The organism is Thermostichus sp. MS-CIW-34, from assembly GCF_054060435.1.
In genome coordinates this window covers 33,740-52,553 of sequence record NZ_JBSSDE010000005.1, presented here as the reverse complement: position 1 = coordinate 52,553, position 18,814 = coordinate 33,740, and the positions used below count along the sequence as shown (strand labels likewise).

21 protein-coding genes and 1 tRNA gene are annotated in these 18,814 nt (G+C 57.5%); 12 read left to right on the top strand and 10 right to left on the bottom strand.

Features of this window, described 5'->3' with window-relative positions:
- Nucleotides 1-11 precede the first annotated feature (11 nt).
- The gene (locus ACVWYY_RS02885; protein ID WP_457403589.1) at nucleotides 12-1,637 is read left to right on the top strand and encodes a TM0106 family RecB-like putative nuclease; all 1,626 of its coding nucleotides are present in this window, start codon (nucleotides 12-14) and stop codon (nucleotides 1,635-1,637) included.
- Nucleotides 1,638-1,767: 130 nt separating this feature from the next.
- A complete protein-coding gene (locus ACVWYY_RS02880) occupies nucleotides 1,768-2,001 on the top strand; it encodes a hypothetical protein (protein WP_457387631.1) in 234 nt (77 codons plus the stop codon).
- Nucleotides 2,002-2,019: 18 nt separating this feature from the next.
- Here ACVWYY_RS02880 and ACVWYY_RS02875 read toward each other — a convergent pair whose 3' ends face one another.
- The 4 genes from ACVWYY_RS02875 to ACVWYY_RS02860 form a co-directional block, all read right to left on the bottom strand.
- Complete coding sequence (locus ACVWYY_RS02875) at nucleotides 2,020-3,237, bottom strand: RNA-guided endonuclease InsQ/TnpB family protein (RefSeq protein ID WP_457439536.1); 1,218 nt, start codon at nucleotides 3,235-3,237, stop codon at nucleotides 2,020-2,022.
- A gap of 247 nt (nucleotides 3,238-3,484) precedes the next feature.
- Nucleotides 3,485-3,558 (bottom strand) — tRNA-Pro (locus ACVWYY_RS02870).
- A gap of 98 nt (nucleotides 3,559-3,656) precedes the next feature.
- A complete protein-coding gene (locus ACVWYY_RS02865) occupies nucleotides 3,657-4,070 on the bottom strand; it encodes an NfeD family protein (protein WP_414346738.1) in 414 nt (137 codons plus the stop codon).
- 103 nt (nucleotides 4,071-4,173) lie between these two features.
- Entirely contained in the window at nucleotides 4,174-4,413 is a 240-nt protein-coding gene (locus tag ACVWYY_RS02860) for a hypothetical protein (protein ID WP_011433611.1), read from the bottom strand.
- Between the two features lie 140 nt (nucleotides 4,414-4,553).
- Between ACVWYY_RS02860 and ACVWYY_RS02855 the strand changes: the two genes are divergently transcribed.
- Nucleotides 4,554-4,748, top strand: a complete 195-nt coding sequence (locus ACVWYY_RS02855; RefSeq protein WP_457403921.1) for a hypothetical protein — start codon at nucleotides 4,554-4,556, stop codon at nucleotides 4,746-4,748.
- Here the strand turns inward: ACVWYY_RS02855 and ACVWYY_RS02850 are convergent.
- The 3 genes from ACVWYY_RS02850 to ACVWYY_RS02840 all read right to left on the bottom strand — a co-directional run bounded on the left by ACVWYY_RS02850 (nucleotide 4,724) and on the right by ACVWYY_RS02840 (nucleotide 6,839).
- Nucleotides 4,724-5,806 carry an SAM-dependent methyltransferase gene (locus tag ACVWYY_RS02850; RefSeq protein ID WP_457403922.1) on the bottom strand — a complete coding sequence of 361 codons (1,083 nt, stop codon included), beginning with the start codon at nucleotides 5,804-5,806 and terminating at the stop codon, nucleotides 4,724-4,726. The genes ACVWYY_RS02855 and ACVWYY_RS02850 overlap by 25 nt on opposite strands.
- Nucleotides 5,803-6,405: a 3-isopropylmalate dehydratase small subunit gene (leuD, locus tag ACVWYY_RS02845; RefSeq protein ID WP_457403924.1), complete on the bottom strand. Its 603-nt coding sequence runs from the start codon at nucleotides 6,403-6,405 to the stop codon at nucleotides 5,803-5,805. The genes ACVWYY_RS02850 and leuD overlap by 4 nt, the downstream gene beginning before the upstream one ends.
- 107 nt (nucleotides 6,406-6,512) lie before the next feature.
- Nucleotides 6,513-6,839: a phasin family protein gene (locus ACVWYY_RS02840; protein ID WP_011433607.1), complete on the bottom strand. Its 327-nt coding sequence runs from the start codon at nucleotides 6,837-6,839 to the stop codon at nucleotides 6,513-6,515.
- A 42-nt stretch (nucleotides 6,840-6,881) separates the two neighbouring features.
- Between ACVWYY_RS02840 and ACVWYY_RS02835 the strand changes: the two genes are divergently transcribed.
- Both ACVWYY_RS02835 and ACVWYY_RS02830 read left to right on the top strand, forming a co-directional pair.
- Nucleotides 6,882-7,229: a hypothetical protein gene (locus ACVWYY_RS02835; RefSeq protein WP_457403925.1), complete on the top strand. Its 348-nt coding sequence runs from the start codon at nucleotides 6,882-6,884 to the stop codon at nucleotides 7,227-7,229.
- Nucleotides 7,226-7,702, top strand: coding sequence for an urease accessory protein UreE (locus ACVWYY_RS02830; protein WP_457403927.1), 477 nt, complete (start codon nucleotides 7,226-7,228; stop codon nucleotides 7,700-7,702). The genes ACVWYY_RS02835 and ACVWYY_RS02830 overlap by 4 nt, the downstream gene beginning before the upstream one ends.
- A 43-nt stretch (nucleotides 7,703-7,745) precedes the next feature.
- Here the strand turns inward: ACVWYY_RS02830 and ACVWYY_RS02825 are convergent, their stop codons facing one another.
- The gene (locus tag ACVWYY_RS02825) at nucleotides 7,746-8,450 is read right to left on the bottom strand and encodes a Uma2 family endonuclease (protein ID WP_041436634.1); all 705 of its coding nucleotides are present in this window, start codon (nucleotides 8,448-8,450) and stop codon (nucleotides 7,746-7,748) included.
- 456 nt (nucleotides 8,451-8,906) lie between these two features.
- Entirely contained in the window at nucleotides 8,907-10,835 is a 1,929-nt protein-coding gene (locus ACVWYY_RS02820) for a S9 family peptidase (RefSeq protein WP_457439534.1), read from the bottom strand.
- Between the two features lie 383 nt (nucleotides 10,836-11,218).
- On the opposite strand from ACVWYY_RS02820, the gene ACVWYY_RS02815 reads away from it, so the two are divergent.
- The 7 genes from ACVWYY_RS02815 (at nucleotide 11,219) to mnmH (ending at nucleotide 17,976) form a co-directional block, all read left to right on the top strand.
- Nucleotides 11,219-11,305 carry a twin-arginine translocation signal domain-containing protein gene (locus ACVWYY_RS02815; protein WP_457439583.1) on the top strand — a complete coding sequence of 29 codons (87 nt, stop codon included), beginning with the start codon at nucleotides 11,219-11,221 and terminating at the stop codon, nucleotides 11,303-11,305.
- Nucleotides 11,302-12,492 (top strand): urea ABC transporter substrate-binding protein, encoded by a 1,191-nt coding sequence (gene urtA, locus ACVWYY_RS02810; RefSeq protein WP_457439532.1) that lies wholly within the window; start codon nucleotides 11,302-11,304, stop codon nucleotides 12,490-12,492. Before ACVWYY_RS02815 ends, urtA begins: the two co-directional genes overlap by 4 nt.
- A 104-nt stretch (nucleotides 12,493-12,596) precedes the next feature.
- Nucleotides 12,597-13,754, top strand: coding sequence for an urea ABC transporter permease subunit UrtB (gene urtB / locus ACVWYY_RS02805; protein WP_457439530.1), 1,158 nt, complete (start codon nucleotides 12,597-12,599; stop codon nucleotides 13,752-13,754).
- A 3-nt stretch (nucleotides 13,755-13,757) separates the two neighbouring features.
- Nucleotides 13,758-14,966 carry an urea ABC transporter permease subunit UrtC gene (gene urtC / locus ACVWYY_RS02800; protein WP_457411233.1) on the top strand — a complete coding sequence of 403 codons (1,209 nt, stop codon included), beginning with the start codon at nucleotides 13,758-13,760 and terminating at the stop codon, nucleotides 14,964-14,966.
- A 165-nt stretch (nucleotides 14,967-15,131) separates the two neighbouring features.
- Nucleotides 15,132-15,899: an urea ABC transporter ATP-binding protein UrtD gene (gene urtD, locus ACVWYY_RS02795; protein WP_457393364.1), complete on the top strand. Its 768-nt coding sequence runs from the start codon at nucleotides 15,132-15,134 to the stop codon at nucleotides 15,897-15,899.
- Between the two features lie 34 nt (nucleotides 15,900-15,933).
- Nucleotides 15,934-16,698, top strand: a complete 765-nt coding sequence (urtE, locus tag ACVWYY_RS02790; protein ID WP_414331328.1) for an urea ABC transporter ATP-binding subunit UrtE — start codon at nucleotides 15,934-15,936, stop codon at nucleotides 16,696-16,698.
- Between the two features lie 213 nt (nucleotides 16,699-16,911).
- On the top strand, nucleotides 16,912-17,976 hold the full coding sequence (gene mnmH / locus ACVWYY_RS02785; RefSeq protein WP_457439527.1) for a tRNA 2-selenouridine(34) synthase MnmH: 1,065 nt from the start codon (nucleotides 16,912-16,914) through the stop codon (nucleotides 17,974-17,976).
- On the opposite strand, the gene ACVWYY_RS02780 is transcribed toward mnmH, so the two are convergent.
- Complete coding sequence (locus ACVWYY_RS02780) at nucleotides 17,969-18,772, bottom strand: M55 family metallopeptidase (protein WP_457439526.1); 804 nt, start codon at nucleotides 18,770-18,772, stop codon at nucleotides 17,969-17,971. The genes mnmH and ACVWYY_RS02780 overlap by 8 nt on opposite strands.
- Between the last annotated feature and the right edge of the window lie 42 nt (nucleotides 18,773-18,814).

Sequence of the window (18,814 nt, the reverse complement as noted above, 5' to 3'; positions counted from 1 at the left end):
GTTTTCCACCGTTGGAGTGCCAGGTTGCAGCAGCAGGACAGGGTTCTGTTGAGTCTGAGGAGCTGCTTGCTTTCTTTCGTTGCCGACGCTTGCCTTACCTGGATCGCTTTGGCCCTCAAGAGGCCAAGCTGCCGCCGGACAACCTGCTGGAGCAATGGCGGCGGGATCGCCAAGCCCTGGCAGCCGCTGTGTTTGAGCGATTCCCCGGAGAACGGGTTGCGCCGGGCAATGAAGCTCTCTTGGCAGCCATGGCCGACGGGGCGGAGCGGATCTACGGCGGACGGATTGCCGCAGAGCTGTTTTGGCAACCGCAGGAAGATCTCAACTGTACTGCTGAGGCAGAGCTGTTGCAGCTTGCTTCTGAACCTGTCCCTCACTCCTCCTCTCCAAGGGATCCCATCCCTGCCCCAGAAGACTACGAGATGGTGCCCGCTCTTGCGTTGCCGCCTGAAGCTGTTCCAGAGAGACGTTCAGTTTGGGTGAGCAGCTCCCTGGATCTGCTGATTCGGGATCCCACTCTCGTTGGCAGAAGTCGCCACGCCGCCCGATCCTCTTACCTGCCGGTTCATATTCGTATCGGCAAACGCCCCAAACCGGAATACGAATTGTTGCTGGCTTTGCAGGCAGAGTTGCTCGGATCCCTGCAGGGAAACGTTCCCAAGCGGGGCATTTTGATCCTGAAAGATGGGAAGTGGCACCCCGTCCACCTGAGCCGCCGACGAGCACAGGTGCGGCAATTGCTGCAGGAGTACCTGCACTCCCTCAACCAGCCGGAACCGCCCCAGGTGTTCATGGCCCGCAGCCGCTGCCATCTTTGCCACTGGCGGGAGCATTGTCGCCAGTTGAACGCCGCCGCTCAACCCCTCAGCCTGCTGCCGGGCGTAACGGGATCCCGCTATCCCCTTTTGCAAGAGGCGGGGATCCACTCGATTGAAGCCCTGGCCAACGCTCAGTTGGATAGGTTGCAAGCCATTCCCAAGTTGGGATCCGGCGTGGCCCTGCAACTGCAGCTGCAAGCCCGTGCCACCCTCAGCCGGCAGCCTCTCTGGATTCAATCCCCCCCGGAAACCCTGCCCACCACACCCGTAGAGCTGTACTTCGATATCGAGGCGGATCCCCGCCACAACGTCGCCTATCTGCTGGGCCTGCTGGTGGTGGAGCAAGCCGAGGGGAAAAAGGTTGCGAGCTATCACAGTTGCCTGGCCGCCGAGCCGCGGGAAGAAAGGCAAGCTTGGGAGCAATTCTTGCAACTGGCACAACGCTATCCTGACGCTCCCATCTACCACTTTCACGGCTTTGAAGTGCAGACCTGCCGACGGCTGGGGGAGCAATACCGCACGGATCCCCGACAGCTGCGGCAGTTGTTGCAGCGCTTTGTGGATTTACAGGCCTGGGTGCAACGCTCGGTGGTGTTACCGATTGAGAGCTATTCCCTGAAAAACATCGCCCGCTGGTTGGGGTTTCAATGGCGTCTGCCGGATGCCAATGGCGCCCAGTCCATTTACTGGTATAGCCAATGGCTGGAAACTCGGGAGCGCAGATATTTGGAGCACTCGCTTATCTACAACGAGGATGACTGCCGGGCTACCCACCGCCTAAAAGACTGGCTGTCCCAAGGAGTCCTCCATGCCGAATGATGCGAATAAATTGACAAAGACGGCCTATCCCCAGCCGCAAATGCCGCAGCTTGCGCCGCCAGTCTTGTGGCCAGTTGCTGAGGTTTCGTTTAGAATCAGGCAGGACTGTTTAGTTTATCAGGGGAATCCCATGCTGTTGAAATCTCATGAATCTCCTCGCCATCAGGGCAGAAACCGTCGCGGTCGTGGGGGATCGGCACGCAAGCGCCAACTGGACAAACGGAACCGCGCCTTGATGCAACGATTACGACAACGAGAGCAAGCTCTCAACTCTCGATCTTCTCGGCGGGGGCAGGTTAACCCTGCCTTTTTTGTGCTTGCTTCTCCTTGGCCTGGCTACGGGGGATCCCGCTTGGCTGCGTAAACTACCCGGCTCCGACCGCTAAGCGGTACGGAGCGGGCTTTCAGTAGCCCTGAGCCTGCTCTGCTCTACCAGAGAACAAAACAGGCCCGAACCTCTAGGCTGGTTTACGGCAGCCCCCAAGAGCGCAATCACATTCGCACCATTCAAATCCGCATCCCCTTCCCATCCACAGTGCCCACACTTGAACGACTTACCACTGCGGTAGGATTGCGCAGGATCGGGATGGATGTGCAAACACCGGTGGCAGGTCTGCGACGTGTAGGCAGGCGGCACAAGAATCAGAGAAACCCCTGCAACCCTCGCCTTGTATTCCAGAAATTGACGTAGTTGGTAGAACGCCCAACTGTTGGCCCTGCGCCGCTCGGCTTTGCTGCGGGGTTGTTGATTGACTCTTTTCCGGATCCCTGTCAGGTCTTCCAGAGCAAGAGCGCTGTTGGTAGCTTTTGCCCTAGAGACAATAGCTTTGGAGATGCGATGATTGACCCACGTTTGAAAGCGTCTCTCCTTGCCAGACAGCCGTTGCAGCAGTTGACGGCATCTGCGCCGCGAACTGCGTGTGCCCTTACTGGCTTTACGTTGGAGTGTCGCCCTCAGCTTGGAGTAGTGGTCTCGGATTCGGTTCAACTGCTGTCCATTCCAGTTATCACCCTCTGACGTATGGGCAATATCTGTCCTTCCCAAGTCCACCCCCAGCACTCTACCCGTGCGTTGCGGTGGGGATGGCTCCGCTTCCACACAGATTTGAATGGAGTAGGAGCCGTCTTTACGCTTGACCAGAGTGGCAGATTTGGGATTGGAGCCCGCCAGCCGTTCTCTCTGGTAGCGGCCAATCGCCAGCTCAAAGCGCTCCCGACCCTCCACCGTGGTCAGCGACACCGTCCAGTCTTTCTCGCGGAACGAAAAGATACGAGCGTCGTAGGTAGCGAAGCCCCCTTTGAACGCTTTGACGGGGCGGTTTTTCTGTTGGGCAACTTTACGGGCGCCGGCCAGCCGCCTGCAGACCTGCTGGTCGCGTAAGCGGGACGTAGTCCTTGCCAAGTTACTGGACAAGCCGAACCGGGCACGGATTTCGCGGTAGCACAGAGACTGGAGCTTAACGGCGTTGGCGACTTTCTCCGGCGTGTTCTGGTTGACCCAGTTCAAGGCTTGGCCAAAAGCCTCCAAAGTCGCGTCCAATTTGGCGGCCTGCGACGGGGACACCTTGAGCTTGCAGGATACGGTCAGGACTTGGGTCATGGTTCTATCATAACTTCCGCATTCCTCCCGGCACTGACCCTACGGGTACAGTGCGGGGCTCCTGCGATTTCTAGCTGATCCGCCCATTTCTTTCATGGCATCGAAGAATCGAAGAGTTTGCTTCTTGCGCCTTCAAGACAAAGACTGCACCCCTGCCGATAGATGCGGGTTTTGGCTGCGGGGCTCTGGATAGGTGGGAAACTCTCGGTCAATAGCGTAAACGGCTCAATTCCCGTCGCAGTCAGGATCGGGATGACAGGATTTGAACCTGCGGCCCTCTGCTCCCAAAGCAGATGCGCTACCAAGCTGCGCTACATCCCGGCTTAGCTTTTGTGATTATGCCAGATCCCCGCCTCTGATGCACACCCAAGCAGGGATCCCTCGCTCAAGGCAACAAGGGAAACAAACATTTGTCCAGGTCAGGACTTGAGCATCTTGGCCGGCATGACAATGAGGGTATTCCCCTGTCGCTCCACCACGTAGAGCTCCTGCCCGGCTTGGATTTCCAGGTTGGGAATGCTGCACTTGGCGTTCCAGGTGGAACCCAGATAAGAAACCCGCCCCCGTTCGCCTGGGGGAATGGGGGTGATTGCCCGCGCCTCGCGAGATTCCTCTACCTGAACCGATCCATGGGGCACCAGACGGCGGCTGAGGATAATCAACACCACCGATGCCCCAATCCAGCTGGCAAATTGTACCCAGATCGGCAGCCCCAAATAAGCCAAAAGCCCCGCCAAGAGCGCCGCCAGCCCCACCGAGCCGGCAACCAATTCTGGCAAAAACAATTCGGCAGAAATGAGGACTAACCCAATGATGATCCAAGGCCAAACCATAGAATCCAGGGATCCCACCTAACTCAGTATGGCTCAAAAGTATGGCTCAAAACCCCTGGATCCTCAGCAGGGATCCCTTGTCCTTAGGGAGACTGGTTGGGGCCTACCCGCCCAAGCGGTAGTTCTCCAAAAACTGCAGGGGATCCATCTCCTCCTGAGGGGAGCTTTTGGGCAGGTTCTTGGATTCGGCAATCCGCATCAAGGTCTCCCAGTCGGTGCTCATGACAAAGGCCACGGCTTGGCGAGCCGCCTCTCGGTGGGGGCAGTCCTCTCCCAAGACACAGCCATCTCGACAGAGGGTGGCGCAATCGTGCGCAGTGCTCCTGGGATCCGGGCCAGCCATGATGTCTTCCTCTCGGTGGGTTTCACGTTTTCTTTAGGATACCTGAAGAGAATCTTGCGCTTGCAGGAGATTTTGGGCAGCGCGGGTAGCTTAGATGAGGAAATGAGGCGACAAGACCTGTTCAAGCGCAGAGGAGCCTTATGGAGTTTTCGCAATTGCAAGCGCTGGTGGATCGAGCGCTGGAAGACAAAAAGCTCACCCGCACAGAGGTGGATCAAATCGTCAACGCCATCCGGGCCGACGGCAAAATCTCCCCCGAAGAGATAGGCTTGCTGGAGTCCATTCGCGAAATGGTGCTCCGTCGGGAGATTCAGGTGGTGGAAACGGCAGATTGAGGGGCAGGGATCCCCTGTTGCAAGTAGAGGGTGACTTCGCTGCGATTGTGAAACAGGTGGCGGGCTCTCACCAGGGGGAAGGCACTACCCAAAATCTCCAGACTTTGCCGCAGCACCCGCAGGCGGTGTTGGTGGGGTAGCTTCAGGGTCATCACAGCTCTCCCCTGTGGCTCCAGATGGGGAGCAAAAGCCACCATCAGGTGGGCGGAAGCCGGGCCATCCATGCGCATGTCGTTGAGGATCAGGTGAAACCGGCCTGGGCCACGGGCCAAGTAGGCTTGGGCGCTGAGGCGATGGTGGCAGATCCCCGGATCTTGGCTGAGGCGCTCGTCCAAGTCCGCCGGATCCACTGCCGTGACCTGCTGGCCATATAGGCGCAAAATGCGCGACCATCCCCCCGGTGCTGCCCCCAGATCCAGAGCCTGTCCCCCCGGCACCAAGGGAATCTGAAACACCTGGATGGCCTCCAGCAGCTTAAACTCGGAGCGGCTGATCTGCTCTGGATCCCGCCGAAAGCGATGGATCCCACCGGCCCAGTTGGAGAGGTTCTGGGCAGCCAAGGATAGGCCCAGCCAAGCGCGAATGCCCATCGGTTGAGCCAGGATCACCACCGAGATTACCTGCTGTGGGTCTTTGACCTCCAGGGGGGATCCCACCGCTGCCATCACCTGTTCGGCCAGGGTTTCATTGACCTGGAAGGGCTTGAGAGCCGGCTCTCCAAACAGGCGCGTCTGAACCGAAAAGCTGAGGGCGGGGTCAATGGCTGCCAACATTTCCCCATCAAGGCGCAATTCAACTAAGGATCCCTCGGCCAGCCGCCGTTCTTGGTGAATGGGGCAGATGTGGCGTAAAAAAATGGGCGGGTCAGCTTGCCAAGCCTCAGCCAGGTCAGCAAATGAGCGTTGGCTGCATACCCACACCAAGCCAGGTGCTTCCTTTAGCCGCTGCACGGCAGCCTCTGGATCCGCAGCTTCTATCTCCCGGATCGCCAAATCCAGAAAATCTGGGTCAGCACTGCCCAGCCATGTATGGGTATCAGGGGGGAGAGGATTGCTCAACGGGCTCGCTGCCAACGCAGGTAGGGTAAAGAAGCGGCTACTTGCTGAATCTGGGCTTGGGCGGCCAGCAGTTGTCCTGTGGCGTCCCAGGTGCCCTGCACCAGCATTTGCCAGGCTCCCTGGGGGATCTCCACAGCAGCGGTATTTGCCTCCCAGCGCACCTGTTTGTTGGGCAGATCCAGCGTCAACTGGAGCTGGGGATCCTCGGCCACCGCCTTCTGCAGAGCTTGAATCACAGCCGGGGGTGCCGTGACACAAGGGATCCCTAGGGCCAAGCAGTTGCCGAAGAAAATCTCGGCAAAGCTTTCACCGATGAGAGCGCGGATCCCCCATTTGGCCAGCGCTTGGGGGGCATGCTCCCGGCTGGAGCCACAGCCAAAATTGGCATTGACCACGAGGATCTGGGCTCCCTGGTACTGAGGCTGATCGAAGGGGTGTTGGCCGGGATCCTGGGCGCGGTCGTCGGCAAACACGTGCTGGCCCAAGCCGTCGAAGGTGACGCACTTCAAAAAGCGGGCCGGGATAATCCGATCGGTGTCGATGTCGTTGCCCAGCAGGGGGATCCCTCGGCCTGTGATGGTCAAAACTTCGCTTGGCATGGGAACTTGATGAATTCTCCCAGAGAGGACTTCAGGGTATCGCAACGTTCGGCAAAACCCTGCCCAACGGCAAAGGAAAGCCGGCAAAAGGGGAAGGCTCAGCTCGGCTACCGGCGGTAAACCTGATTCTCCAAATTGCGCACCTGCCGCTCCAGCCGATCCAGCCGCCCCCGCAGCTCGTCCATTTCCGATTGGCGGGGCACGCCCAGATCCTGCAGGACGTTGCGCACCTGCCGCTGAACGTAGGATTCAAAGTTACTCTGCTCGGCCTTCACCTGGTTGAGCAGGTTGTTGATGACATTGGATGCCTCTTCTGGGTTGAGCTGCCCCTTCTGCACCAAGTCGTCGGCAGCCTTTCTCAACTGTTCTGCCAGCAGAGTGGTTGTGCCCACGCCCATTAGCAAGAGCTGACGTAAGATACTGTTGTTGTCCAATGCTGCCCTCCAGAGGACACTTCGCGAACGGTACGGGCCTCCATGACTACCCATTTTCCTCAGTTTGCCCTCAACTTCGCAACCGGCTCGGCCAGTTTCTCCCTTTCGCCAGAGGTGGCACAACAATGGCACAAGGCCCTGCAAATCCTCTTGGAGCGGCTCAAGGTTCGCTCGGGCAGCTCCCGGCAGCAGCCTCAGGATCCGGTTGAGTTTCATCATTCTGCTGCCGACTTCTCTTTGGAGATGTTCTGCAACCCCAACATCTGGGCTGGCCCCCACGCAGCCAAGGTCTTGGTTACTGTGAAAACGGAAGGGCTGCGCTTTTCCACTGAGGTGGAGTTCTCTCGCCTTCAAGAAGACCTCAGCCAGTATCTGGAGTCCCTAACATGAGCGAAGATGCCCATGCTGCGGGAGAGGAGCCCGCGGCCATTACGGTGACGCAACTGCTGGACGAGCCGCCAGAGGGGATCCCCGGCCAATTGGAAGTGGTTGCCCTCACTTGGCACGACCGCCAGCGATCCCGGCAACGGCTGGTGAGCGATCGGGGCACCGAGATCCAGTTGATGCTGCCTCGGGGCACCCATCTTCACGATGGGGATCTGCTCTATGCGGATGCGCAGCGACACATTCGGGTCAGAGCCCAACCCGAACCGGTGCTCTTGATTCAACCTGAAAACCCCATCCAGATGGGCCAGGTGATTCATCAACTGGGCAATTGGCACCGCCCGGCCCACGTTTCCCTCCAAGGACAGATCCTGGCGCTGGCCGATGATCCCCTGCAGGACTGGCTGGCCCACATGGGGATCCCGTTTCGGTTGGAGATGGCTGTCTTCGAGCCCAACCTGTTGGCCCACAGCCATTAACCTGAGCCTTTGCGAGCGCAAACCCGTCCCTCCGACTCATGGCCTAGGCTCCAGCCTCTGCTTCTCGGGTTGCCAACCGCGCTGCAAACTCTCGGTGTTCCTCCGACTCAATTCCCCTTTGCAGCACACCCAACACCTGCTGCATGTTGCCCGTCAGCAGCGCGTCCACGGCTAACCACAACCCCGGAAACACCCGACTGTACAAAACGCCCAACTCATTGGGCTGTTGCTGCACGTACTCTCCATTCTGGAAGACATACCAGCGAAAGGCTTGCTCTTGGGTTAGCCAGACCAGATATTCCCGCACGCCGTTGCGCCGGTAGGCCCGCAGCTTATCATGCAGGTCGTAGGAAGCTGTGCTGGCGGCAATCTCCACAATCAGCTCCGGTGCACCCTCAATGTAGTCATCCTCGCTAATGCGGGACTGTCCCCCACAAGATTCGTGCATCCGCAATATGGCATCTGGCTGCGGCTCATTGTCCAAGTCCAGGCGAACGGTTGGATTGCCCGCCGACTCAACCCCCGGCGTTGCTGCTTCATAAACTCCCAGCCAGGCCATGATGTGGCTGTGTGGTCTGCCATGTCGGCGATATCTGAGGGGAGATGCCACGTAAACAATTCCCTCAATCAGCTCGGCTTTTTTGAGCTGAGGCATGGCTTGATAGCGCCGTTCAAACTCATCGCGGGTGAGACGATCGCCGCTTTCTAAGATGGGCAGTTCACGGAAGGAAGGGCTACTGACGCTCATGACCAGCTCTCTTACCAGCAGTCGCGACAGTGTTGCGGAGCAATATCGATGACTGATACATTTACGCTGAACACTGCTGAACATCACTGTTCAACTATGCAGCGATAGCATTCTGTTTGTTTCCAACCAGAATGGCGGTATCCCGCAAAGCTTTGAGTAGAATACCCAAAGCGCAGTTTCCGTGTCGTCTTACTACCAATTTTCTGCTTTGCTTTGGCTACCATGTTGGCAGACTCGAAAGTAAACAGAAAGATCAACTGGTAGTAATCCGTACTGAACATATTATACATTATTTTCAGTATAGTTGAGCTTATTATTGACTAGAGTCATGCTCCATCCGGGTTGGCTGGTAAGTCCATCATAGAGGGGCTGCTCTGTCGCGACAGCGTTGTGGAGCAACAATGGGCCATAGATGGGACGGGATCCCTTTCTATTCGACCCATTGAGCAGTCATCATCAGGTGTCCAAGTTCTCGATCCGAACCGGCTCAAGAGGTTCTGCCAGCGGAAACCCCAGCACCTGGGCATAAAAGTAAAGCTCTGCCTCCAAGGCCCTTTTGATGTTGGCCGCCTGGCGAAAGCCGTGTTGCTCTCCCTCGAAGGGCACATAGGCCACTGGGATCCCTTTGGCCCGCAGCGCTGCCACCATCCTCTCTGCCTGATTGGGGGGCACGATGGCGTCTTCCAAGCCTTGAAAGAAGATAACCGGACAATTGAGGCCCTCTAGGTGATGAATGGGGGAACGCTCCCGGTAGAGATCCCGCCGCTCTGGGTAGGGGCCAATAAGGCTGTCCAAGTAGCGAGACTCGAACTTGTGGGTCTCCTGGGCTAGGGCTTCCAGATCGCTCACCCCGTAGTAGCTGGCACCCGCCCGGAAGACCCTGTGGAAGGTCAAGGCCGCCAACGTGGTATAGCCGCCAGCGCTGCCCCCTTGAATGAGCAGCCGTTCCCCGTCCACCTTGCCCTGTTCTGCCAAAAATTGGGATCCGGCGATGCAATCTTCCACATCTACCAGGCCCCACCGGCCTTTGAGAGCATCCCGATAGGCCCGTCCGTAGCCGCTGCTGCCCCGGTAGTTCACATCCAAAACGGCAATCCCCCGACTGGTCCAGTATTGGATCCCCAGGTTGAGCACGGCTGCCGTCGCCCCGGTGGGCCCGCCGTGGCTTTTCACCAGCAGGGGTGGCTTTTCGCCAGCAGGGGCAACAAAGTCTCGGTTTTTGGGGGGATAGAAGAAGGCGTAGGCCACTTCCTTGCCGCCACCGGTGGGAAAAACAATGGGCTCTGGGATCGACAGATAGTCGGGATCCACCGCCACGCTGCTGGAACGGGCCACCACCTCCACTTGGCTGGAGGGTAAGTCTAGGCAGACCAAGGCAGTGGCTTCCGTCGGGGATCCGGCCAGGAAAGCGGCTTTTTCCCCACTTACCTGCAGATTGTGGATCTCGGTGTAGGGCAAAGGGATCTCTTCCTGTTGCCCCGACTGGGGATCCAGGTAGGCCAAATGGCACAGACCCCCCTGTTGGTAGCAGGCCAGAATGCGCCCATCCCCAGCAAAGCCGTAGGTGCTCAGGCCAAACACCCACTGCGGCTCTCCAAACTCCGCTTCCATAGGGCAGAGGGGAATGGGGCCCTGGGGATCCCAGCGATAGAGGTTCCACCAGCCGCTGCAATCGGAAACAAAGTAGAGATCCCCCTCCGGTGACCACTGGGGCTGGAAGATCGACTCGGCAGGGCCACCGGCCAGCTTTTGAGGTTCTCCCAAGCTGCCGTCAGGGTTCACCTCAGACCGCCACAGCTCTGTGCCGTCCCAGGGCATTTGGGGGTGATCCCAGGTCAGCCATACCAAGGTCTGGCCGTCTGGACTGAGGCGCGGGCTGGCGTAGAAGTCGTGCCCAGAAGCCAAAATCTGCTGGGATCCGCTTTCCAAGTCAATCGAGACAAGGCTGTTTTCCGGCTCTCCCTGGCGGCTGTGATCTTCCCGCACACAGAGGATGCGTCCACGCGCCCGATCCACCACCCCGTCGGCGTAGCGATAGGGGCCTGCTTCCGTCAGGGGCTGGGGATCCGAACCCGGCAGCAGGCGGTAGAGCCGTTGGTCAGCGAAGTTGCAAAAATACACTACCCCTGCCGACACCCAATAAGCTCCACCCCCATACTCATGCACCCGTGTCCGCACATTGAAAGGTGCCGGTGTCAGCTCCACCAGGATCCCGTCGGCAGAGCGCCGCATCAACACATTGCGCCCTTTTTCTTGCGGGCGGCCCTCCGTCCAGTAGAGATCCCCCTGATCCCAAACCATCTGTCCCAAGCGCAGGGATCCCGTCACCACCAGGTCAGCGGTAATCGGGGATCGCCAAGATCCATAGCCGGCCTGTTGCACCATAAGCTATTAACTCTCAACTAATTCTCGACCCCAGAACCCCTATTATGCCGGCAGCAAGGGATCCCTGCCTCTGCCTACAGCCTGTGGGGAAAGGGCTCGGATTCTGGGAAAAGGTATCCCGCGATACAATTCTCTCCGGGCTGAATGGGTTTGATGGAACACGTTAAGGCAACAGGGATGCACAACGCTTTCTCGACTGCAGGATTAGCCTTTCCCCTGTTGACGTTGGGAAGGCATTCGGTGAAAGCCTCAGCCGACTGCAGTTGGGCAAATTTAACACATGGGCGAGGTGATGAGCTAGGTGCTTCCCCCCGTTGGCCGGGCTGCTGCAACAACTGGACTTCTTAATACCCTTTGCACTCACTTCGTTTCGGAGATCACCGATGGCTCTATCATTTAATCGTCGTCAAGTGCTGAAAATGGGCGCTCTGGCCGGAGCCGGGGCTGCCCTGGGGCGCAGATCTGGGTGAAGCGGTCTGTGCCCGCCTACGCCCAGGGAGAGACCATTCGCGTTGGCATTTTGCACTCCCTCAGCGGCACCATGGCCATTTCGGAAACCAGCGTGGTGGATGCGGAAAAGCTGGCTATCAAAGAGATCAATGCCGCCGGTGGGGTTTTGGGCAAGCAGATCGAGCCGATTATCGAGGACGGGGCTTCCGATTGGCCAACCTTTGCCGAGAAAGCCACCAAATTGATCGATGTGGACAAGGTGGCAACGGTGTTTGGATGCTGGACTTCGGCCAGTCGCAAAGCCGTGTTGCCGGTGTTTGAATCCAAGCAGCACCTGCTCTGGTATCCCGTGCAGTACGAAGGACAAGAGTGCTCCAAAAACATCTTCTACACCGGCGCTGCCCCCAACCAGCAGATCGAGCCTTCCGTGGAATGGCTGCTCAACAATAAAGGTAAAGAGTTCTTCCTGGTGGGATCCGACTATGTGTTCCCCCGCACGGCCAACACCATCATCAAGGCCCAGTTGGAAGCCCTGGGGGGCAAAGTGGTGGGTGAAGACTATCTGCCTTTGGGCAACACAGAAGTTACCCCCATCATCAGCAAGATCCGGGCCGCTCTTCCCAATGGCGGTGTGATCTACAACAGCTTGAACGGCGACAGCAACGTGGCCTTTTTCAAACAACTGGAAGGGGCAGGGCTGGGGCCAGATCGTTATCCTTCCATGTCCGTCAGCATTGCCGAAGAAGAGGTGCAGGCCATTGGCCCCGAATTTTTGGAAGGGCACTTCGCCGCCTGGAACTACTTTATGACGGTGGATACGCCTGCCAACAAGAAGTTTGTGGAGGCTTTCAAGGCAGAATACGGCCAAAACCGCGTCACCAACGACCCGATGGAAGCCGCCTACATCATGGTTTACATCTGGAAGCAGGCAGTGGAAAAAGCGGGAACAGTGGAAATCGACGCCGTGCGGCAGGCAGCCTATGGCCAGACCTTTGATGCCCCAGAAGGCTTGGTAACCATGAACACCAATCACCACCTGACCAAGTATGTGCGGATCGGCCAGGTGCGCTCTGACGGTTTGTTTGATGTCATCTTTTCTACGGATGCCGTGGAGCCGCAGCCCTGGAACCAGTTTGTGGCAGAGACCAAGGGCTTTGCCTGCGATTGGTCAGATCCGGCCAAGGGCGGTCGCTACAAAGTCAGCTAGTCCTGGCCAGGGCTGGGATCCCTTGCCGTTTGGATAGGGTCGGGGATCCCGCCTAGATGCTCGGTTAGCCTCCCTAGTTTAGTTGGAAGGAGGATCCCCTGCCGATGACCTTGCTCTTGGATAGCTTGTTTAACGGCCTTAGCATCGGCACCGTCTTGCTGATAGCCGCTCTGGGCTTAGCCATTGTTTTCGGCCTCATGGGGGTCATCAACATGGCCCATGGGGAGCTGATGATGTTGGGGGCCTACACCACTTTTGTGGTTCAAAATGCCTTTCGTCCCCTAGGGGATCCCTGGCGGGATCTGTATATCTTCCCGGCTTTGGTGGCAGCCTTTGCCGTCACTGCTCTGGTAGGGCTGGCCTTGGAGCGGGGGGTGATCCGCTTTTTGTATGGCCGACCCTTGGAGACCCTTTTGGCCACCTGGGGCGTGAGCCTGATCCTGCAGCAGTTTGTGCGCAGCGTCAATTGGGTGCTGGCTTTCCGCTTGGGGGCCTTCGCGGTGCTCTTTTTTGGCGGCTGGTGGCTCTTGGCCAGGCGAACGGATTGGCCGCGCCTCAAAGGGTGGACACTGGCGCTGCTGTTGGTGCTCTCCACGGCCATTGCATCGGTGGGGGGGCGGGTGCTGGCGCAAACCTGTGCTTTGGCGGTTACCCAGCCTTGGTTCGGCGCCCAGAACAAAGACGTGACGGCTCCCCGGTGGCTGGGGGGTGGGATCCCGGTGGGCAACCTGTTCTTGCCCAATACCCGCCTGTTTATCATCGCCCTCACCATCCTCTGCATCCTGGGGCTGTACTTCTTCTTGCAACGCACCCGCTGGGGGCTGCGCATCCGGGCGGTTACCCAAAATCGGGCCATGAGCGCCTGTGTAGGGATCCCCACGCAAAAGGTGGATGCCCTTACCTTTGCCATCGGTTCGGGTCTGGCGGGAGTAGCCGGCGTGGCGGTCAGCCTGCTGGGATCCGTGGGGCCGAACACCGGCCAAAACTACATCGTGGATACCTTTATGGTGGTCGTCGTGGGGGGTGTCGGTAAGCTTTTGGGCAGCATTGTGGCGGCGCTTGGGATCGGGATTGCCAACTTTGTCATCGGCTCAGGGACGCTGGCTTTGATTTTTCCCAACGTGCCCATCCTGACCGATACCCTCAACTTTTTTGCCACCACGAGCATGGCCAAGGTGATGGTCTTTGCTTTGATCGTGGCCTTTTTGCAGGTGCGACCTCGGGGCCTTTTCCCCGAAAAAGGTCGTATGGTGGATGCCTAGGGAATGATCTCGCTTGGCGAAAACTCTAGGACCAGACTCTCCATCTTCTACTCCCTCACAAAGCCCATGAAACTGGTTCATTCCCCCCGTGCTGATCATGAAGTGGCTGCTCCCGCCGCGGGTGGGGATCCCAATTCTTCTCGCAAGCTTCTGTGGGAGGCCGGGATCCTCATCGTTTTGGTGCTGGCCTTGATCTTTGTGGCCCCAACTGTGCTGTCTGGCTTTCGGCTCAACTTGTTGGGGCGGTTTCTGGCCCTCAGCATTGTAGCTTTGGGAATCGACCTCATCTGGGGCTATACCGGCATGCTCAGCCTGGGGCATGGGGTGTTCTTTGCCTTGGGGGGCTACGCTCTGGGGATGCACCTGAAATTGCAATTGCCGGAAGGTCAGATACCGGAGTTTTTCAGCCTCTACGGGGTAACGGAATTGCCCTGGTTTTGGTATCCCTTTTATTCGTTTCCGTTTACGGCTGTTGCTGTGGTCTTGATCCCGGCTTTGGTGGCGGCAGCCCTGGGGTATTTGGTGGTGAGAAATCGCATCCGAGGGGTTTATTTTTCCATTTTAACTCAGGCCACCACGATCATTTTCTTTAACTTCTTCAACGGCCAACAGCGCTTAATTAATGGCACCAACGGCCTGACCAACTTCCAGACTTTGTTTGGCCTAGATGTCAACTCGTCCGAAATGCGCTTTGCTGTCTATGTCACTACAGTTCTGGCGGTGGTTTTGGCTTACCTTCTCTGTCGTTGGCTCACCAGCGGCCTATTCGGTCGGATCCTGGTAGCCATTCGAGATGACGAGCCGCGGGTTCGTTTTTCCGGCTACGATCCCACCGGCTTTAAAGTGCTGGTGTTTGCCGTGTCTGCTGCCCTGGCAGGCATTGCCGGAGCTTTGTTTACCTTGCAAACCGGGATCATCTCTCCCAATGCGATGGCCGTTCCCTTTTCCATTGAGATGGTAATCTGGGTGGCGGTGGGCGGTCGGGCCAGTTTGGTGGGGGCGGTGCTGGGGGCTCTGTTGGTTAACTTTGCCAAGAGCTTGCTGAGCGAAAATTTTCCCGAAATTTGGTTGTTTTTCCAAGGGGGATTGTTCCTGCTGGTGGTGCTGGTGTTGCCGGATGGACTGGTGGGTTGGGTGCGCACCCAAGGCAGGCAGCTTTGGGTCACTGTCCAGCTTTGGCGCAGGCGCTTGGCAGATACTTCCCCAGCTTAAATCTGGCTTTCTGTCGATGTGCATCATACGCAAGGTGCAAGTTCAGAGTAAAAGGATCCCAGATCTGATGGGTAAGCCAGCGATGCCAAGTGTCCTCTCTTATTTATTTGATGGGTTGAGAACCCTGTTCGCCCTCTGCCCTTTCCGTTCTTGGATGTGATCCCCATGCTTACTGCAGCTCCCACCGCCACCCGACAAATTTTACAAACTCAGGATCTCACCGTCAGCTTCGACGGCTTTAAGGCTTTAGATGGGTTGAACTTCTCTCTGGAGGAAGGGGAGCTGCGGGTGGTCATCGGTCCCAATGGGGCGGGTAAGACTACGTTTCTCGATGTGCTGACGGGCAAGGTTAAGCCCACCCGAGGACGGGTGCTGTTCAAAGGAAAGGATCTGGCCAAGCTCAAGGAACACGAGATCTCGATTTTGGGTGTTGGGCGCAAGTTTCAGACGCCGCGGGTCTATCAAAACTTGAGCGTGCGAGAAAACTTGGAGCTATCCCTCAACCCTGACAAAAGGGTTTTTTCCACCCTATTGGGCAAAAAGCATCTGCGAGAAAAAACGGATGCTCTTTTGGAAACCATTGGCCTCAGCCGTAAGGATCGGGTTCCGGCAGGGCTGCTTTCCCACGGAGAAAAGCAATGGCTGGAGATCGGCATGGTGATTGCTCAAGATCCGGATTTGCTGCTGCTGGATGAATGCGTGGCCGGGATGACGGACAAAGAAACAGAAGCTACAGGAGAGTTAATTCAATCCTTAGCCCAAAGCCACACCATTTTGGTGATCGAACATGACATGGTGTTTGTCCGACAAATTGCCCGCAAGGTTACCGTTTTACACCAAGGCTCGGTGCTGTGCGAAGGTACCTTTGAGGATGTGAAAAACGACCCGCGAGTGATTGAGGTCTATCTCGGATCCCACAAGGGGAAAAACTAAGCAAAGAGGCTATAGTTCTGTATCTAATCGACTCATGCGCAGGCCTATGAATACGGAAAACGCGACCGCAACACAAAACTTATCCCGAGATGGATCCGGGCCTCTCCTGGAGGTCTCCAACTTGAGGGTTTACTATGGTCAGAGTTTAATTGTGAAGGATCTCTCTTTTAAGATCTTTCCCGGCCAAGCGGTTTGCCTTCTGGGCCGCAATGGTATGGGCAAAACCACCACACTTAAAGCCCTGATGGGACTTCTGAAAGACTGCACAGGCAAAATTGCTTTTGAGGGCCGTCCTATCAACCATTACCCTCCCAATTGGCGAGCCCGCGCCGGTATTGGCTATGTACCCCAAGGTCGAGAGATATTTCCCCGCCTAACGGTTGAGGAAAACCTGCTGGTGGGGCTAGAAGCGGCACCGGACAGAGAACGGATCATACCTGAGTTTGTCTATGACCTATTCCCAATTCTGCGTTCTTTTCTTAAACGGCTGGGTGGGGATTTGAGCGGTGGGCAGCAGCAGCAACTGGCCATCGCCAGAGCTTTGGTGGCGGAGCCCAAACTTTTGCTCCTGGATGAGCCCACAGAAGGGATCCAGCCCTCTATCATTATCGAGATTGAAGAAGCCATCAGCCGCATTCAAAAGGAGCGGGGCGTTTCGGTGTTGCTGGTGGAGCAGTATTTTGAGTTTGCCCAAAGCCTAGCCGATTACTTTTATCTTATGGAAAATGGATCCCTTATCATGGAGGGGCCGACTGACCAAATGGACGAAGAAAAAGTCCGAGCTCACCTTTCTATCTGAGGTGGCACCTGGAGAGCCTGAAAACCTCTATTTTGAGAGCGGCAAATGGCATCCTGCATGTTCCAGAGACCTTGCCTAAACTTCTGGAAAAGCGAGAAGTCCACCTGCGAGGGGATAGGCTAGGGTTAGCCCTGGGCTTCCTTGAGCAGCAGCGTTGGCTAAGCTAGAAACTGTTCAAGATTGCGCTAGCTTGCCATTTCCATCCACAGGTTTGTGTCTCCTCCGATTCACTTCACTGCAGAGCCCTGGCTGCACACCTACAGCGAAATTATCGATGTGCGCTCTCCGGCAGAGTTCGCAGAGGATCATTGGCCGGGAGCCATCAACTTGCCTGTACTCTACGATACAGAACGGGCGGAGGTGGGCACGCTCTACAAGCAGGTGGATCCCTTCGCAGCCCGCAAACGAGGGGCAAGCTTGGTGGCCCAGAACATCAGTCGCCACTTGCAAACCCATTTTGCCGATAAAGATCGCGATTACCGGCCCCTAATCTACTGCTGGCGGGGAGGGCAGCGCTCTGCCAGCTTGGCATTGGTGTTGTCCCAGGTGGGCTGGCAGGTTACGGTTTTGCAAGGTGGCTACAAAACCTACCGGGCCTGGGTGCGCCGACAGCTGCAGATCTTGCCCCAGGAATTTACCTACCGAGTGCTCTGCGGACCAACAGGGAGCGGCAAAACCCAGTTGCTTCACCATCTGCGCCAACAGGGATCCCAAGTTCTCGATCTGGAAAAGCTGGCCTGTCACCGGGGATCCCTCCTGGGGGCCGAGTGGGGGGTGCCACAGCCCAGTCAGAAGAGCTTTGAAAGTCAACTGGTGCAGGCCTTTCTCCAGTGGGATCCCGCCAAGCCAGTCTGGGTGGAGGCTGAGAGTGCCAAAGTGGGCCAGCTCCATCTGCCGCCTGCCCTTTGGCAAGCCCTTACCCAAGCCGACTGTGTCGAAGTGCAGTTGCCTCTAGAGGAGCGGGTGAAGGGGTTAATCGCCCACTATCCCCACTGGATTGCTCACCCCCAAGCGCTAAAGGGGAAATTGCTGCCTCTGAAGTCCCGTCTTGGCCAGGCCCGCCTGCAGCGTTGGTTTGAGCTGATCGACGCCCAAGACTGGCCGCAGTTTGTGCAGGAGTTGCTGGAGCAGCACTACGACCCCACCTATCGACACGGGCTGCAGCAAAACTTCAATCGCCTTCGGGCCCGGATTGAGCTGTCTGACCTTTCCGAGACCAGCCTCAGGGAAGCTGCTGCTCGCCTCATCCAGATGCCGCTTGGATCCCTGGCTAGGTGAGCACGATAAACTCCAAAGCCCGCAACACCTCAAACCACTCGGAAACTTCCAGCCGAACCGTGGAATCGGCAATCCACCGGCAGCCGGGATAAAAAGACTTGCGGTAGGCCCGAGCGGGATCCTTGTAGTCCACTTCCAATTGAAAGTGATCCGGCAGTGGGCGAGGACGGTAGGCCGACAGCCGCCTCAGGGATCCCTCTACACCTTGGCGGATGGCCTGTAGAACCTGCTGCGGATGTGGCGTAATGACCGACTGGCCTATCCCTTTGTGGGTGACCACCGTCTCGATGTGGGCGTCATAAGCTTTCGCTGCGGCACACACCTCCGCATCTCCGGCTACAAACACAACTGGGACTCCCTCATAGGCAGCCGTGAGGCTGACCAGGTGAAACTCGGCGATGGCCTGGCCGTTCAGCCGGATTTGGCTAACTTCGGTGGTGTAGGTGTGGGCGAGGGGGTTGGCAGCAGATCCGGCGCGGGCATGATAGCCGATCAAGATCAGGGCATTGTAACTGCGATCCAGCTCTTGCACCATACAGTAGGGGTGGCCGCTCCAGCCGCGGATGAGTTGCACCGGCTCCGGCAACCGTTCGGGGATGAGGTTCCGCCCGGAGTCATGGGCATCTTTGACTGTGATCTGCGTGGCTCCGGCAGCCAGGGATCCCTCACAAGCCGCGATCACTTCTCGGGTCATCTGCTCTCGGAATGGCTCGTAACCCGGCTGGCCGATGGTGGCCTCATCCCAATGGCTGATGCCGGCGATCCCTTCAATATCGGCACTGATATAGACCTTCATGCTTGGCTCAGTAGACTCAGCATTGGATTCTGTTGGGCTTCA